At 72.1% G+C, this 15,504-nt stretch carries 13 protein-coding genes and 1 tRNA gene; 4 read left to right on the forward strand and 10 right to left on the reverse strand.

What is annotated here, in order from left to right; genetic code table 11:
* Window positions 1-43: 43 nt before the first annotated feature.
* From ACN6LD_RS11050 to ACN6LD_RS11075, 6 genes are all read right to left on the reverse strand, one after another.
* Window positions 44-598 (reverse strand): hypothetical protein, encoded by a 555-nt coding sequence (locus ACN6LD_RS11050; protein WP_445043022.1) that lies wholly within the window; start codon window positions 596-598, stop codon window positions 44-46.
* A gap of 53 nt (window positions 599-651) precedes the next feature.
* Window positions 652-1,254: an aminoacyl-tRNA hydrolase gene (pth, locus tag ACN6LD_RS11055; RefSeq protein WP_319197507.1), complete on the reverse strand. Its 603-nt coding sequence runs from the start codon at window positions 1,252-1,254 to the stop codon at window positions 652-654.
* Window positions 1,255-1,325: 71 nt separating this feature from the next.
* A complete protein-coding gene (locus ACN6LD_RS11060) occupies window positions 1,326-1,910 on the reverse strand; it encodes a 50S ribosomal protein L25/general stress protein Ctc (RefSeq protein WP_319197508.1) in 585 nt (194 codons plus the stop codon).
* A 199-nt stretch (window positions 1,911-2,109) separates the two neighbouring features.
* Window positions 2,110-3,084, reverse strand: coding sequence for a ribose-phosphate diphosphokinase (locus ACN6LD_RS11065; RefSeq protein WP_319197509.1), 975 nt, complete (start codon window positions 3,082-3,084; stop codon window positions 2,110-2,112).
* Window positions 3,085-3,217: 133 nt separating this feature from the next.
* Window positions 3,218-4,666, reverse strand: a complete 1,449-nt coding sequence (glmU, locus tag ACN6LD_RS11070; protein ID WP_445043023.1) for a bifunctional UDP-N-acetylglucosamine diphosphorylase/glucosamine-1-phosphate N-acetyltransferase GlmU — start codon at window positions 4,664-4,666, stop codon at window positions 3,218-3,220.
* Between the two features lie 110 nt (window positions 4,667-4,776).
* Window positions 4,777-4,851, reverse strand: a tRNA-Gln gene (locus ACN6LD_RS11075).
* 492 nt (window positions 4,852-5,343) lie between these two features.
* On the opposite strand from ACN6LD_RS11075, the gene ACN6LD_RS11080 reads away from it, so the two are divergent.
* Window positions 5,344-6,627: a sensor histidine kinase gene (locus ACN6LD_RS11080; RefSeq protein WP_445043024.1), complete on the forward strand. Its 1,284-nt coding sequence runs from the start codon at window positions 5,344-5,346 to the stop codon at window positions 6,625-6,627.
* 76 nt (window positions 6,628-6,703) lie between these two features.
* Here the strand turns inward: ACN6LD_RS11080 and ACN6LD_RS11085 are convergent, their stop codons facing one another.
* Both ACN6LD_RS11085 and ACN6LD_RS11090 read right to left on the reverse strand, forming a co-directional pair.
* Window positions 6,704-7,198, reverse strand: a complete 495-nt coding sequence (locus ACN6LD_RS11085; RefSeq protein ID WP_319198581.1) for an SUKH-3 domain-containing protein — start codon at window positions 7,196-7,198, stop codon at window positions 6,704-6,706.
* A 63-nt stretch (window positions 7,199-7,261) separates the two neighbouring features.
* Window positions 7,262-7,798, reverse strand: a complete 537-nt coding sequence (locus ACN6LD_RS11090) for a YwqJ-related putative deaminase (RefSeq protein ID WP_445043025.1) — start codon at window positions 7,796-7,798, stop codon at window positions 7,262-7,264.
* 305 nt (window positions 7,799-8,103) lie between these two features.
* On the opposite strand from ACN6LD_RS11090, the gene ACN6LD_RS11095 reads away from it, so the two are divergent.
* The 3 genes from ACN6LD_RS11095 to ACN6LD_RS11105 all read left to right on the forward strand — a co-directional run bounded on the left by ACN6LD_RS11095 (window position 8,104) and on the right by ACN6LD_RS11105 (window position 13,030).
* Complete coding sequence (locus tag ACN6LD_RS11095) at window positions 8,104-9,132, forward strand: SMI1/KNR4 family protein (protein ID WP_057579347.1); 1,029 nt, start codon at window positions 8,104-8,106, stop codon at window positions 9,130-9,132.
* Between the two features lie 8 nt (window positions 9,133-9,140).
* A complete protein-coding gene (locus tag ACN6LD_RS11100; protein ID WP_445043026.1) occupies window positions 9,141-11,924 on the forward strand; it encodes an SUKH-4 family immunity protein in 2,784 nt (927 codons plus the stop codon).
* Window positions 11,925-12,145: 221 nt separating this feature from the next.
* Window positions 12,146-13,030: a cellulose-binding protein gene (locus ACN6LD_RS11105; protein ID WP_445043027.1), complete on the forward strand. Its 885-nt coding sequence runs from the start codon at window positions 12,146-12,148 to the stop codon at window positions 13,028-13,030.
* 171 nt (window positions 13,031-13,201) lie between these two features.
* Here the strand turns inward: ACN6LD_RS11105 and ACN6LD_RS11110 are convergent, their stop codons facing one another.
* Both ACN6LD_RS11110 and ACN6LD_RS11115 read right to left on the reverse strand, forming a co-directional pair.
* A complete protein-coding gene (locus ACN6LD_RS11110) occupies window positions 13,202-14,812 on the reverse strand; it encodes a sodium/solute symporter (protein ID WP_445043028.1) in 1,611 nt (536 codons plus the stop codon).
* Window positions 14,809-15,282 carry a DUF485 domain-containing protein gene (locus tag ACN6LD_RS11115; protein ID WP_445043029.1) on the reverse strand — a complete coding sequence of 158 codons (474 nt, stop codon included), beginning with the start codon at window positions 15,280-15,282 and terminating at the stop codon, window positions 14,809-14,811. Before ACN6LD_RS11115 ends, ACN6LD_RS11110 begins: the two co-directional genes overlap by 4 nt.
* Window positions 15,283-15,504 lie beyond the last annotated feature (222 nt).

A 15,504-nucleotide genomic window follows, 5' to 3' on the forward strand; every position in this document is an offset into this window, starting at 1 on the left:
CCGGGTTCGTACGAACCCGGGGGCGCCCCTCATCCGTCCCCGCTCACACCGTGAGGAACGCCGCCGTCAGCAACGCCACTCCCGACCCCGCCAGCACCCAGCCGGCCCGCACCCGCCCCAGACCCCCCGCCACCACCACCGACGCCAACAACAACGCCCCGCCGAACGGCACCCACGCGTACAACACGCCCGCGGGCCCCGAACGCACCGCCCGATCACCGCCCGGCTTCAGCACCACCGTGTACGTCCGCCCCTTGCGCACCGCCACCGACTGATCCAGCACCACCCGCGCCCGCGCCGTCGACCCCGCCGACAACGGCGTGTACGGCCCCGCACAGCTGCCCCCCGCACACCGCGTCACCTCGACCGTGCCCTGCTCCCGCCCCTTCGTCAGCATCACGTGCTGCGCCGAGCCCCAGGAACCCCACACCCCCGCCACCAGGATCAGCACCGCGACCGCGCTCATCGCGGCGACCCGCCCGAACCGCAGCACCGCCACGGAGACCGAACCCCGGGCCGCGCCCCGGCCGGACCCCTTGGCCGAGTGCTTCCGGGACGGACCCCCACGGCGGTGCGACGAGACTGCAGAGCCAGACATGGCCGGGATCATCAGCCATCACTGAACCGACGTCAACCTCGGCGGGTGACAAGTCAGGAGTTGTACGTGCTTTGCGCCCGCTCCAACCCCTCCAGCACCAGGGCCTCCGCCGCGTCCGCCGCCCGGTCCACGAAGTAGTCCAGCTCCTTGCGCTCCGCCGACGAGAAGTCCTTCAGCACGAAGTCCGCCACCTGCATCCGCCCCGGCGGACGCCCGATCCCGAACCGCACCCGGTGGTACTCCGCGCCCATCGCCTTCGTCATCGACTTCAGACCGTTGTGCCCGTTGTCGCCGCCGCCCAGCTTCAACCGCAGCACGCCGTAGTCGATGTCCAGTTCGTCGTGCACCGCCACCACGTTCGCCAGCGGCACCTTGTAGAAGTCCCGCAAGGCGTTCACCGGACCGCCCGACAGGTTCATGAAGGACATCGGCTTCGCCAGCACCACCCGCCGGCTCCCCGTCCCCGGCGGGCCGATCCGGCCCTCCACCACCTGCGCCTGCGCCTTCCCCGCCCGCTTGAACCGCCCCCCGATTCGCTCAGCCAGCAGATCGGCGGCCATGAAACCCACGTTGTGCCGGTTCATGGCGTACTCCGGGCCCGGATTGCCGAGACCCACGATCAGCCACGGCGCGTTCGCATCGGTCGTCACCTGCATGTCTCCTTGATACGCGCAGACCGCCGCCCCCCGAGGGGAGCGGCGGCCGACGAAATGAGGTACCGGGAAAATCAGGCCTCAGTGGTCTCGGCCTCGGCGTCCGCCGGAGCCTCCTCCGCCTGAGCGGCCAGAACCTGCAGGACGACCGCGTCCTCGTCGATCGCCAGGGTCGTGCCCTTGGGGAGCGGGATGTCCTTGGCGAGGATGGACGCGCCGGCCTCGAGACCCTCGATGGAGACGGTGACCGACTCCGGGATGTGCGTCGCCTCGGCCTCGACCGTCAGCGTGCTCAGGACGTGCTCGAGCAGGTAGGCGCCCGGGGCCAGGTCGCCCTCGGTGTGCACGTAGACCTCGACGTTGACCTTCTCGCCGCTGCGGACCAGAAGCAGGTCGACGTGGTCGAGGAAGCCCTTGATCGCGTCACGCTGCACGGCCTTCGGGATGGCCAGCTGCTTCTTGCCCTCGAGCTCCAGGCTCAGCAGGACGTTCGGGGTGCGCAGCGCGAGCTGGAGCTCGTGGCCCGGCAGCGTGATGTGCATCGGCTCGGCGCCGTGACCGTAGACAACGGCGGGAACCTTGCTGGCACGACGGATACGGCGGGCGGCGCCCTTGCCGAACTCGGTGCGGGTCTCGGCTGCGAGCTTGACCTCGGCCATGTTCACTCCTCGTAGAAAGGGGGAAAGGTGGTCACCCGGCCAACCATCGGCCTGCTACGAAGAGCGCGTCGATAACGGACCGCCGTACACACGCGCTACACGCACGCGTACGGCCTCCCTCGCCGAGCAACTGTCACAGCTTACGCAGCGGGAAGGCCGTACACGAAATCGATCTAGGGCATGCGTCGGGCGGCAGCCGTCACTGCTCGTCGAACAGGCTCGTCACCGAACCGTCCTCGAACACCTCACGCACCGCGTTCGCGATCGTGGGCGCGATCGACAGCACCGTGATCTTGTCGACTTCCAACTCACCCGGCGTCGGAAGCGTGTTCGTGAACACGAACTCGCTGACCTTCGAGTTCTTCAGGCGGTCCGCCGCCGGACCCGACAGCACACCGTGCGTCGCCGTCACTATGACGTCCTCCGCGCCGTGTGCGAACAACGCGTCCGCGGCCGCGCAGATCGTGCCACCCGTGTCGATCATGTCGTCCACGAGAACACAGACACGGCCCTCGACCTCGCCCACGACCTCGTGGACCGTCACCTGGTTCGCCACGTCCTTGTCGCGCCGCTTGTGCACGATCGCCAGCGGCGCGCCCAGACGGTCGCACCAGCGGTCCGCCACCCGCACCCGGCCCGCGTCCGGGGACACCACCGTGAGCTTGTTGCGGTCCACCTTCTGACCCACGTAGTCCGCCAGCAGCGGCAACGCGAACAGGTGGTCCACCGGACCGTCGAAGAACCCCTGGATCTGGTCCGTGTGCAGATCGACGGTCAGGATCCGGTGCGCGCCCGCCGTCTTCATCAGGTCGGCGATCAGCCGCGCCGAGATCGGCTCACGCCCACGGTGCTTCTTGTCCTGACGTGCATAGCCGTAGAACGGCACGATGACGGTGATCGAACGCGCCGAAGCCCGCTTCAGCGCATCGATCATGATCAACTGCTCCATGATCCATTTGTTGATCGGAGCCGTGTGGCTCTGGATCAGGAAGCAGTCCGCACCGCGCGCCGACTCCTGGTAGCGAACGTAGATCTCACCGTTGGCGAAATCGAAGGCCTTCGTCGGGACGACCCCGACACCCAGCTGGTGGGCGACCTCCTCGGCAAGCTCGGGGTGGGCGCGGCCGGAGAAGAACATCATCTTCTTCTCGCCGGTCGTCTTGATCCCGGTCACAGCACTGTCTCCTCAGAGGTGTCTCAGCTGGATGTCGAGAACCCTCGCCGCTGGGCGCGACAAGGACGTCTCAGCTGGTAGGTGCGGGTGTGCACTTATCACGGTACGCCGTGTTCGACGCGCCCGTTTCCGGTCAGCTTCCGCTTTCGCCCTGGCGGGACGCCGTCTCGGCCGCCTTCGCCGCCGCGCTGCCCGGACGCTTACGGGCCACCCAGCCCTCGATATTCCGCTGCTGACCACGGGCCACGGCCAGCGAACCGGGCGGCACATCCTTCGTGATCACGGACCCGGCCGCGGTGTACGCGCCGTCCCCGACCGTGACCGGAGCCACAAACATGTTGTCCGAACCCGTCTTGCAGTGCGAGCCGATGGTGGTGTGGTGCTTGCTCTCCCCGTCGTAGTTCACGAACACGCTCGCCGCGCCGATGTTGCTGTACTCGCCGATCGTCGCGTCGCCCACATACGACAGGTGCGGAACCTTCGTCCCCTCACCGAGCGACGCGTTCTTCGCCTCCACGAACGTGCCGATCTTGCTCTTCGTCCCCAGACGCGTACCGGGACGCAGATAAGCGAACGGCCCCACCGACGCGCCCGCCCCGATCTCCGAGTCGTTGGACACCGTGTTGTCGACCCGGGCGCCCGCCCCGACCACCGTGTCCTTCAGCCGGCTGTTCGGACCGACCTCCGCGCCCTCGCCCACGTGCGTGCTGCCGTGCAGCTGCGTACCCGGGTGCACCACCGCGTCCCGCTCGAACGTCACCGTGACGTCCACCCACGTCGTCGCCGGGTCGATCACCGTCACACCCGACAGCATCGCCGCGGTCAGCAGCCGGTCGTTCAGGATCCGGCGCGCCTCGCTCAGCTGCACCCGGTTGTTGATCCCGGCGATCTCACGGTGATCGGCGGCCACGGACGCCCCCACCCGGTGACCCGCCTCGCGCAGAATCCCCAGGACGTCGGTCAGGTACTCCTCGCCCTGACTGTTGTCCGTGCGCACCTTCTTCAGCGCGTCCGCGAGCAGCTGCCCGTCGAACGCGAACACCCCGGAGTTGATCTCCCGGATCGCCAGCACCGCGTCGTCCGCGTCCTTGTGCTCGACGATCGCCGTCACGGCGCCGGAGGCCTCGTCCCGGACGATCCGCCCGTACCCCGTGGCGTCCGGCACCTCGGCGGTCAGCACGGTGACCGCGTTGCCGTCCGCGTGATGCGTCGCGGCCAGCTCCGCCAGCGTCGCACCCGTCAGCAGCGGAGTGTCGCCGCACACGACCACCACCGTGCCGTCCACACCGCCGCCCAGCTGCTCGAGCCCCATCCGCACGGCGTGCCCGGTGCCGTTCTGCTCCTCCTGCACGGCGGTGCGCACGGCGGCGTCGACCTCGGCGAGGTGCGCGGTGACCTTCTCGCGTGCGTGTCCGACCACCACGACCAGGTTCTCGGGGTCCAGCTCACGGGCGGCGGCCAGCACGTGGCCCACGAGGCTGCGGCCGCAGAGCTCGTGGAGGACCTTCGGTATGGCCGACTTCATACGGGTGCCCTCACCCGCTGCGAGTACGACGACGGCTGCCGGGCGAATGGCGCTCACGGAGTTTGCCCTTCGGCTGTGGGAGGTGGGGACATCCGAAGGATACCGGGGCGTTTTCCGGCGGACATGGGAGCGGGCCCCGACGGTGAGGTCGGGGCCCGGATCCTGTATGGCTCCCCCGCCAGGACTCGAACCCGGACATATGGCACCAAAAGCCACAGTGCTGCCAATTACACCACAGGGGAACATTGTCGCCCGAATCGGACATCTACTCCGACCGGCGAGTGGCGGTTCCTACTATGCCGCACCACCAGCCTTCGGTGCGACGGTGTAGGTCGGCGCTTTGGGGCGCGGCAACCCGTAGGCGGCCGTGGCAACCCTCTCCGGTGTCGGTGCGGTTGGTCTTGGGGTCGTGCTTCTCGAGGCTCGTTATCAGGCGAGCGTCGACCTTGATGCCGACCCGGTCTGCCCGGTGGGCCTCGGCTGCCGGCACGTCCGCCGACTCGTGGATGGCGACGGAGATCGTCGGCGTGCGGAGTCCACCCCTGTACTTGCCGGATGAATGTGCCATACGCATGCCGTGCGGGCGGAATGTGAGGCTCCGGGGTCGAACGGGTGTGGTTCAGCCGTTCGATGGATACCGGTGGGTTTCGATGCTGTTCGGTTACGGTGCGTGGTGTGGGGCGGTCGGGGAAAGTCGCCGGAAAAGGCGGGGGGTGCGCCCGTAGGCTGGAGGCATGACCATGACGGGGGCAGAGGACACGGCGGTCCGGGGAGGGCCGCTGTGGTGGGCCAGACGGCGCAGCGCGGTGTTCGACTCGGGCCTGGGGCTCGTGTCCGCCGTGGAGTGTGCGGTGGAGGGGGTGCCGTTCGCACGGGACGCGGGCATCCCGGTGGCGGTGGGGGCGGCGTTCGGTCTGCTGGCCGGTTCGGTGCTGGTGGTGCGGCGGAGGTGGCCGATCGCGGTGGTGCTGGTGGCGATCGCGATCACGCCGGCGCAGATGGGTTACCTGATGGGCATCGTGGGGCTGTACACGCTGGCGGCGTCGGAGTTGCCGCGGCGGATCATCGCCTCGTTGGCGGGGATGCAGTTGGTGGGGACGTTGATCGTGACGTTCGTGCGGGTGCGGCAGAGCCTGGATCAGGGGCGTCTGACGATCGGGGACTGGTTCATTCCGTTCGCGGCGATCACGACGTCGCTGGGGTTGACGGCGCCGCCGTTGCTGCTGGGGCTGTATGTGGGGGCGCGGCGGAGGCTGATGGAGAGCCTGCGCGAGCGCGCGGACAGTCTCGAGCGGGAGTTGCAGTTGCTCGCGGAGCGGGCGGAGGAGCGTGCGGAGTGGGCGCGTAACGAGGAGCGCACGCGGATCGCGCGGGAGATGCACGACGTGGTGGCGCATCGGGTGAGTCTGATGGTGGTGCATGCGGCGGCGTTGCAGGCGGTGGCGCGGAAGGATCCGGAGAAGGCGGTGCGCAACGCGGCGCTGGTGGGGGACATGGGCCGGCAGGCGCTGACCGAGCTGCGGGAGATGCTCGGGGTGTTGCGCAGTGGGGTCGGGGTGGAGCGGGCGGCGACCGCGTCGGTGACGGTGGGGGTGGCCGCGGTGGTCGTGGAGGAGGGGGAGGGGCCGTGTCTGGCGGAGCTGGAGGAGTTGGTGGGGCAGTCGGCGGCCGCGGGGATGGCGGTGGATCTGATGGTGGAGGGTGAGGTGCGGGCGTATGCGCCGGAGGTGGAGCAGACCGCGTACCGGGTGGTGCAGGAGGCGTTGACGAACGTCCACAAGCATGCCGGGGGTGCGAAGGCGCAGGTGCGGTTGGCGCATCGGGTGGGCGAGATCGCGATGCAGGTGGAGAACGGGGCGCCGCCGGAGGCGGGGTCCGCGTCGTCGGCGGGGTTGCCGTCGGGGGGCAACGGTTTGGTGGGGATGAAGGAGCGGGTGGTGGCGTTGGGCGGGGTGTTCGTGTCGGGGCCGACGGAGGCGGGGGGTTTCCGGGTGTCGGCGGTGATTCCGGCGGCTTAGGGCGTGGACGGTGGCCGTGCGGCGCGTCCGCCGTGTGGTGGTGGGGGGGTGGGGGCGGTGCGGGGGCGGCCGGGTGTCAGCCCGCGGTGAGGCGGGTGGGTTCGGTGCCGGAGGTGAGGGCGCCGAGGGCCTGGTCGATGTCGGGGCCGAGGTACCAGTCGCCGGTGTGGTCGAGGGCGTAGACGCGGCCTTCGGCGTCGATGGCGAGGAGGGCCCGGTCGTCGGCTTCGGCGCCGAGGGGGGCGACTTCGGTGTCGAGGGCGCGGCCGAGGTCGGCGAGGGTGCGGGCGAGGTGGAGGCCGTGCAGGGGGTCGAGGTGGAGGGTGCTGGGGGCGATCTGGCGGCCGGGTCCTGTGGGGGTGATGGTGAGTCCGCCGAATTCGGCCCAGGCTTCGACGGCGGCGGGGAAGACGGCGTGGCGGTGGCCGGCGGGCGAGGTGTGTTCGCGGAGGGTGTCGGCCCAGATTTCGGCTTGTTTGATGTCCCAGCGTCCGGGTTGCCAGCCGGCGGCGCGCAGGGCGGCGTCGACGGGTACGGGGAAGCGCGTGGTGGAGGCGCGGTCGGGGTGCATCTGCCCTTCGTCCGTGGTGTGTCGGGGTGGTGCGGGTGTGCCGGTGTGCCTGCGGGGGGCGGTTCAGGAGCCGGTCGCGGGGTCGACGACGCGGACGCCGAAGTGGGCGCTGAGGGCGGTGCAGGCGCGGCAGGGGGTGGCGAAGCCGCCGTGGAGGGGGTCGCCGTCCTCGCGGATGTGGCGGGTGGTGAGTTTGGCTTGTCTGAGGGTCTTCCGGGCTTCGCCGTTGGTCATGGGGCGGCGGGCGGCGCGTCTGCTGCGGGCGGCGTCGGCGGCGCTGATGTGACGGGAGATGAGGATGGCTTCGGCGCAGCGGCCGGTGGAGCGGTCGCGTTGGGCGCTGGTGAGGGTGTCGAGGAAGTCCTGGACGAGGGGGTGCAGGGGTGGGGGCTGGTCGCCGCGGGCGGCGGTGCCGGTGAGGGTGGCGCCGCGGACGGAGAGAGCGGCGGCGACGGTGGGGAGTATGCCGTCGCGGCGGTGGCGGAGCGCGGGGATGAGGGGTGCGGCGGTGGCGGACCAGCCGATGCGGGGGTCGCCGGTGTGGGTGGTGTGCAGGTCGTCGGGCCTGCCCGTGTGTGGCCCCGTCTGCGTGGTGTTCATGATCGTTTCCCCTCCGTGCATCCCCCCGGACGTCACAGGGTGCCAAATGGCGGGGCCGGTGCGGAAGCTGGGGCGGTGCGACACGCCCGGGGCGGGGTGGGTCGTCACGGCGGGGTGACGGCTGGTCACGGAAGTGGAGGGCCGGTGACCGCCGTCGCCGTACCGCATAGGCTGTCGCACCGTGAGCGCGTGGTTGACGCGCGTCGGAGATCGTTGGAGACAGTCGATACGGGTCGTGGCGGGCCGGGTCCGGAAGCGGAACCGCCTGTCGCGGGCCGTACAGAGTGCCGCAGGGGGCAACCGCCATGACGACAGGTCGGCTCGGGCTGGGGGCGCCTCCCGGCCGCCAGGTGGGGGGACAGGGCACGCCGCCGAACGCGGCCTACGCCGGGCAGGTCGTGCATTTCCCTGATCCGGTCCGGGCCGCGCGGCACCCGAGGGGTGTGCGGGTGGACGAGCGGGGTTATCCGGACTTCTCGCCGTATGCGCGGGCGGTCGCGGAGATCGCGGATCCGCCGGAGGGTTTCGGTGTGGACGAGTTGCGCCTGACGGACTACGTGTCGGCGAACGCGGCCTCGGCGGCTTCGGGGCACGAGTTGTGGGACACGGTGCCGGCGGTGGCGACTCCGCACGGCTGGACGTGGCATCACGTGGTGGGTTCGCGGCGCCTGGAGCTGGTTCCGGTCGAGGTGAAGGCCTTGCTGCGGCATCACGGCGGGGTGTCGACGGCGTTGGTGGACCAGGCGAAGCGGGGGACGCGGCCGTTGCAGGAGACGCGTCCGGCGCACTTCGGTCTGCCGAAGTCGGGTGTGGCGGTCTCGGAGCAGCAGGTGCAGGGGGTGGAGGAGGATCTGGGGTATCGGCTGCCGGGGGCGTACCGGTCGTTCCTGAAGGCGGCCGGCGGTTGTGCGCCGGTGGGCGCGGCGTTGGACGCGGAGCTGGGTCTGCTGGTGGACCAGCCGTTCTTCACGGTGCGGGACGAGGCGGCGGTCAACGACCTGGTGTATGTGAACAAGTGTCTGCGGGACCATCTGACGAAGGACTATCTGAGCGTCGGTTTCGTGCAGGGCGGGTTGCTGGCCGTGAAGGTGCGGGGCGAGCGGGCCGGTTCGGTGTGGTTCTGCTCGTACGACGATGTGCGGGACGTGGATCCCGGGTGGTCGCCTGCGGAGCGGATGGAGCGGTTGTTGTTGCCGTGCGGTGAGGACTTCGACGTCTTCCTGTCGCGGCTGGCGGGCAATCCGCCGGAGTTGGCGACGGTGGCGAATCTGATGGTGGACGGCGGGTTCGCGCGGGCGGTGCCGGCGTCTTCGGTGTCTTCGGCGGGGGAGTGAGCTGGACGATGGTGACGTTCGCGCAGGCGCAGGAGCGCGCCGGGGAATGGGTCAACGGGGATGTGCCGGCGTATCAGCATCGTGAGGTGCGGGTGCGGGAGTTCGAGCTCGGTTTCGTGGTGTGGGCCGAGGACCGTGCGGAGGGGCCGCGCTCGGACGGGGGTGCGCAGCGGCTGGTGATCGCCCGGGACAGCGGGGAGGCCACGTTGTGGCCTTCGGTGCCGGTGGGCGAGGTGATTCGCCGGTACGAGGAGGAGTACGGCCGTCCGGAGGGGCCTGCGGACGCGGTGCCGGCGCCTGCGGCGCGGGTGGATCTGAATCAGACCTCGTTCCTGTTGTCGCCGCCGGAGTGGTTGCAGGAGGCGGCGGACAAGCTGGGGATTCCCGACCGGCGGGAGGCCGGTTCGGGCTCCGGGGACGCCGGTTCGGGCTCCGGGGTTGCCGACGGTCCCGCCTCGTCGTCGGGCTCGTTCGGTTCGGGTTCGGGTGCGGGTGGTGATCCGTCGCTGCCTCGGACGCAGGGCGGTGTGCCGGGGAGCCGGCTGCCCGAGACGCAGCCCGGGGTGCCGACGGGTCCGTCGCCGGCGGCGGCCGCCGCTCCGGCCGGAGCGACGCCGTGGGCCGGGACGGACACCAACGGCGACGCCGGTGACGACCGTTCCGTACCGCTGCCCGCGACCGTGTTCGCGCCTCCGCTGAGCGGGTCCGACGACGAGGCGGGGCCGCCGACGGCCGCGCCGGACGCCCAGACGGCGTTGATGTCCGGTGGCAGTCAGCTTCCGCCGACGGCGGTCGCTCCGGTGCTCGGCGATCCGGGTGCGTCGGGTGCGTCGGGGGTTCGGGGCGGGCAGCAGGCGTCCGGGAGCGCGCCGGCCGGGCCGTCCGCGACGCCTCCGCCCGCCGGTCCGACGCCTCCGCCGGCGGGTCCGGCCGGGTCGTCGTACGGCTATCCGCAGGGTGCGGGTGCTGCGGGTGCTCCGCAGCCGCAGGCCGGGCCCGGCGCTCCGCCGAGGCCGCTCGCGCCGAACGCCGGTGACATCGCCGACGCGGCGACCAGCAAGGCCGCGCCGCCGCCGCGGCGCAACCGCGGTGCGGGGCCGCCGCCGCCACCGCCGGGGATGCCCGGAGCGCCGGGTGCGCGTCCGGGCGGCACGCCTCCTCCGCCGCCTGCGCCGTCCGGCCCGGGCGCGCCGGGCACTCCGGCGGGCGGCTATGTGCCGACGCAGCTGATCTCGTCCCTGGAACCGGGTGCTCCGGGTGCTCCGGGCGGTCCCGGGACTTCCGGTCCTGCGGGCGCTCCGGGTGTGCCCGGTGCGCCGCACGTGCCGGGTGCGCCGAACCCGCCCGGGGGGACGCCTCCCGGCGCGGTCCATCACGCCGCGACGATGTTCGCCGACCCGGGTCAGATGGGTCCTGGCGCCGCCCCGCATCCGCCGGGAGCCCCGGGCGTCCCCGGCGCTCCGGGCGTCCCCGGCGCGCCGCAGGTTCCGGGCGCTCCGGGAGCCCCGGGCGCTCCGGGCGGGAACGGCTCGGCGGGCGGGGGGCAGGGCGCCGTCCACCGTGCCGCGACGATGCTGGCCGGTCCGTCGGCCGGCGGCCCGGGCGCGCCCCCGCCGCCGCAGGCTCATGGGCCGCACGGGGTTCCTGGGGCGCATGGTGCTCCCGGTTTCCCCGGCGGCGGTCCCGGTGTGCCCCCGGGGCCGGTCGGGACGGCTCCGGGCGTTCCGCAGCCTCCGATGCCGCCGGGTGCGGTGCCGCCGCCGGGCGGCCCGGCGCCGGGGCAGCCGCCGTCGTACGGGTATCCGCAGCAGCAGGGTCTGCCGACGGTCGGGCCGGGGTATCAGGCCGTGCTGCGCTTCCGGGCGCAGGACGGTTCGGAGCAGCAGCTGATCAGGCGTTCGGCGCCGGGCACCCCGCACCCGGAGTGGCAGATCTTCCACGAGCTGCGCGCGATGAACGTGCCGCCGGACCAGGTGCTGGAGCTGCACACGGAGCTGGAGTCGTGCGAGCTGCCGGGTGCGTACTGTGCGCGGATGATCCGGGAGCAGTGGCCGCAGGCGCGGATCACGAGCATCGCGCCGTACGGCACGGATCATGCGAGCCGGCAGCAGGGCATGCAGCAGTTGCTGGCGCATCAGGGCGAGTTGCACCAGGTGGCCGACGGTCCCGCGCGTCCGGGGCCGGTGCGTGCGCCGTTGGCCCCGGTGCAGCCCGTGCCGCCGGTGCCGCCGGAGGCGATCGGGCAGGAGCTGGCGGCGGTGTTCGGGCCGGCGGTGTTCCGCTTCGAGCAGGCGGCGGTGTCCCGGCAGGGCGTGCCGCCGGTGGTGGCGCACACCCTGGTGGTGGCGGGTCTGCCGGCGGACATGGGGCCGTTCTTCTGGGCGCAGGCCCAGCCGGGGCGGCCGGTGCCGACGCTGGCGGAGCTGGCGGCGGAGCGGGGTGTGCAGCCGGCCTCGGACGCGGGTTCGTATCTCGTCATGGGCAGCGACTTCGGCAAGGCGATCTGTGTGCAGTACGGGACGGCGAACATCGTCGCCGTGCCGGTGGAGGCGGGCCTGGGCGGTGCTCCGGTGCCGCCGCAGTTCGTGAACACGGGGCTGCCGGAGTTCGCGCGCTGTCTGGCGCTGCTGGGGCGGATGTGGCGGCTGCGGTTCGGTCTGAACCAGGAGCAGGCGGGCCGTTGGACCGTCGACTTCCAGGCCCAGTTGGCCTCGCTCGACCCGGCGGCGCTCGGTTCGCCGGAGAGCTGGTGGTCGGTGCTGCTGGAGCAGATGTGGGACGGACTGCTGTGACGGGTGGTCGCTGACCCGCCGGAGTGTGCGGGGCGAAGAACGGGCCGGGCCCGGTCGGAAGACCGGGTCCGGCCTTTTCGTGTCCGGGCGGTGTCCGGGGTGGTGACGCCGTTGAGCGTGACCTGCACGCGGAGTGTCGCGTTATGAACACTTACGCCCGATACATCAAGATATGCGCGAAATCATCATGTCGTGTCCGTCGGGTGGCGAGGGGTTCAAGGATGAGCAGCGCATCGGTGTCACCGCCGGGGTTCGTGACCGTTCGCGGCCGCGGCTACCGTCCTGAGCAGGTCGAGGCGTACACGGCCGCGCTGTGCGCCGACCGCGACGCGGCGTGGGAGCGGGCCGCCCGGCTCACCGTCCTCGCCCGGCAGATGGAGGAGGAGGCCGAGCGGCTGCGCGAGGTCGTGACGGGGCTCGCGCCGCAGACCTACGACGTGCTGGGCGAGCGCGCGCAGCGCATTCTCCAGCTCGGGATCGAGGAGGCGGAGGACGTTCGCGCGTGTGCGCGGCGTGCGGCGGCGGACGAGGTCGCGCACGCCGAGACGTGCGCCCTCGGGACGCGCCGGGCGGCGCAGGAGGAGGCGGACGCGCTGCGCGCGGACGCCGAGGAGCGCACACGTCAGCGACTGCTCGCGGCGCGCGCCGAGGCCGACGAGGTCCGCATCGGCGCCCGGCGTGAGGTGAAGGAGTACCGGGGCGAGGCGCTGGCCGCCCTGCGCGAGGTGCGCCAGCGCACCGCCGCCATGCTCGCCGAGCAGCACAAGGAGCACGCCGAGCGGTGGGCCGCGGTGGAGCACGAGGCCGCCGAGCGGGCCGCCGCCCTCGACGCGCGGCACGCCGAGGCGGTGGCCCGCGCCGAGGCGGCGCTGTCCGGGGCGAAGCAGGCGTTCGCCGAGGCCGAGGAGTCGGCCCGCCGCGGCCAGGAGGACGCACACGCGCGTGCGGCCGGGATCCTCGCCGAGGCGCGCGCTCAGGAGGAGCGAACCGAGCGGGAGACGGAGCGCGTCCTGCGGGAGCACGGCGCGCGCGGGGAGGACGTGCAGGCGCACATGGATCACGTCCGCAACAGCCTGACCGCCCTCACCGGCCGCGCGGTCGACTGACGGCCGCCCTCACCCGCCGCGCGGTCGTAGCGGCGACTGTCTTCCCCGGCCGCGCAATCGACTGACGACTGTCTTCCCCGGCCGCGCGGTCGAGCGGCGACCGCCCGGCCGACGACCGGGTCGCCCGATGTCCCGGGCGCCGGTTGTCGCGCCGCCCGCGGGTGCTGGGTGTCAGTCGCCCCTGCGGACCGCGCCCGCCAGGATCCAGCCCTCCACCTCCTCGTACCGGCGGCGCTGCGCCTCCGCCTTGCCGTGGCCCGACAGCACCGTCCCCAGCCAGCCGAGGGCGAAGCCCAGCGGGACGGTGACGATGCCCGTGGTGGTGAACGGGAACCAGTTGAAGTCGGCCTCGGGGAAGGCGGAGACGGGCGAGCCGGAGACGAGGTTGGTGCCCGGCATGAGGAGCAGGACGGACACGGTCCCGCCGATGAGCGTGGTGAGCAGCCCCGTGCGGGTGTAGCGGCGCCAGAAGAGGCTGTAGACGAGGGCCGGGGCGAGGGCCGACGCCCCGAGGCAGAAGGACAGGGTGACCAGGGGCTGCAGGCTGCGGTGCTGGACCTGGGTGGCCAGCAGGATCGTCGGGACGCCGACCGCGAGGGCGGACAGCCGGGCCACGAGCATCTCGCGCCGCGGGGACGTCCGTGGCTTCTGCGCGGCGAACACGTCGTGAGCGAGGGAGTTGGCGCAGGCGAGGATCATGCCGGCGACCGAGGCGAGGACGGTGAGGAAGATCGCCGTCGTGACGGTGGTGAAGAGGAGGGTCTCGGCGGTGGACACGTCCGTGCCGAACGCGGCCCGCGAGCCCAGCAGATAGGCGGTGTTGCCCCGGGGGTCGGCCCCGGCGATCAGCGCACGGCCGACGAGCGCGGTGGCGCCGAACCCGACGACCGTCATCACCAGCACGAACAGGGCGACTGCGGACACCGCCCAGGACATCGAGCGGCGCACCTGGCGGGCGCTGGAGGCGGTGTACATGCGCATGGTGATGTGGGGCAGACACGCGCCGCCCAGCACGACCGACAGCTGGGAGACGATCATGTCCACGCGGGGGTAGGGGCCGCCGGCGAACTCCAGGCCGGAGCGCAGGAAGGCGTCGCCGACCCCGCTCCCCTCGGCCGCCGCGTCGAAGAGCGCGCCGGGGCTGCCGTCGAAGCGGTACAGGATGATCGCCGCGATGACCGTGCCGGAGCCGAGCAGCGTGACGATCTTCAGCATCTGGATGAGGGCGGTGCCCTTCATGCCGCCGATCGCCGCGTAGCTGATCATCAGCACGCCCATGCAGACGACGCAGCCCGTCTTCACGTTGTCGCCGGAGAAACCGAGGATGAAGGCGAGCAGCTGGCCGGTGCCGGCGAGCTGGACGAGCATCATCGGCAGCAGCGCGGCGAGGGTGACCGCGCACGCCGTGATGCGGACCGCGCGGCCCGGCATCCGGCGCGCGAGCGCGTCGCCCATGGTGAACCGGCCCGCGTTGCGCAGCGGTTCGGCCAGCAGGAACATCAGCAGCATCAGCGAGAGCACGGTGCTGAGGGCGAGGACGACGCCGTCGTAGCCGCACAGGGCGATCACCCCGCCGGTGCCCAGGACGGTGGCCGCGGAGATGTAGTCGCCCGCGATGGCCAGGCCGTTGCGCAGCGGGGAGAGCGAGCGGTAGCCGGTGTAGAACTCGTCGAGGTCGTCGCGGTCGGGGCCGGTCATCACGCACAGCAGCAGCGTGATCGTGGCGACGGCGGTGAACGCCACGAGCGACATGGTCTGGGCGTCGCCGGTGAGTTCCGTCATCGTCGGGCCTCCCCGGGGTGCGTTCCGCGCCGGTCCCGGGACTCCCGCGCGGTGCGGTTGTCGTCCCGTCTGGCGTCGATCTCGGCCAGTTTGCGGATGCGGTCGGCGAGCGGGTCGACGTGCCGGCGGGCCGTGCGCTCGTACAGGACGATCGCCAGCCAGGTGACGGGGAGCTGGAGCAGGGCGAGCAGCAGTCCGGCGGGGAGGCCGGGGGCGAGCGTGCCGGTCATCAGGGACGGTGCGAACGCCGACAGGAGGAGGAAGACGACGAAGTAGCCGAGCGCGGTGAGGGTCGCCACGCGTCGCTGGCGGCGGTAGGCGCCGCGCAGGATCCGCAGATCGCTGTGGCGGCCGAGGGGGGCGTGACGGTCCGGCCGCGGTCGCTGCGGCTCGGGCTGTGGGGGCGGCGGCTGCCAGGGGTAGGTCGGGTGGGGGTGTGACGGGTGGGGGTATGACGGGTCGTGGGACATCCCGCTCCTTGCATGGCTCGGATCCGAGGCGGCGGACCGCAGGGAGGTGGGGGGCGAGGGAGGCACGTTACTCGGGAGTACGGCGGCTGCGAAGCCTTTTCGCCAAACTGGTCGGTCGGTATGCGCTTACTGCGCGAAACGGGCTCCCACCTGGGGTGTTACCCGCGTTAACCTCATGCGCTCCGAGGGCGGCGGGAGGGTTTCCCGAGGACCGCCCCCGCC

The organism is Streptomyces sp. SAS_272 (genome assembly GCF_052543235.1).

Bases quoted from the DNA above. Each gene is read 5' to 3' on its own strand.
- ACN6LD_RS11100 (WP_445043026.1), top strand. From the start codon at position 9,141: ATGGTGACGTTCGCGCAGGCGCAGGAGCGCGCCGGGGAATGGGTCAAC.
- ACN6LD_RS11115 (WP_445043029.1), bottom strand. From the start codon at position 15,282: ATGTCCCACGACCCGTCATACCCCCACCCGTCACACCCCCACCCGACC.
- pth (WP_319197507.1), bottom strand. From the start codon at position 1,254: ATGCAGGTGACGACCGATGCGAACGCGCCGTGGCTGATCGTGGGTCTC.
- ACN6LD_RS11110 (WP_445043028.1), bottom strand. From the start codon at position 14,812: ATGACGGAACTCACCGGCGACGCCCAGACCATGTCGCTCGTGGCGTTC.
- ACN6LD_RS11095 (WP_057579347.1), top strand. From the start codon at position 8,104: ATGACGACAGGTCGGCTCGGGCTGGGGGCGCCTCCCGGCCGCCAGGTG.
- ACN6LD_RS11085 (WP_319198581.1), bottom strand. From the start codon at position 7,198: ATGCACCCCGACCGCGCCTCCACCACGCGCTTCCCCGTACCCGTCGAC.
- ACN6LD_RS11105 (WP_445043027.1), top strand. From the start codon at position 12,146: ATGAGCAGCGCATCGGTGTCACCGCCGGGGTTCGTGACCGTTCGCGGC.
- ACN6LD_RS11050 (WP_445043022.1), bottom strand. From the start codon at position 598: ATGTCTGGCTCTGCAGTCTCGTCGCACCGCCGTGGGGGTCCGTCCCGG.
- ACN6LD_RS11060 (WP_319197508.1), bottom strand. From the start codon at position 1,910: ATGGCCGAGGTCAAGCTCGCAGCCGAGACCCGCACCGAGTTCGGCAAG.
- ACN6LD_RS11080 (WP_445043024.1), top strand. From the start codon at position 5,344: ATGACCATGACGGGGGCAGAGGACACGGCGGTCCGGGGAGGGCCGCTG.
- ACN6LD_RS11090 (WP_445043025.1), bottom strand. From the start codon at position 7,798: ATGAACACCACGCAGACGGGGCCACACACGGGCAGGCCCGACGACCTG.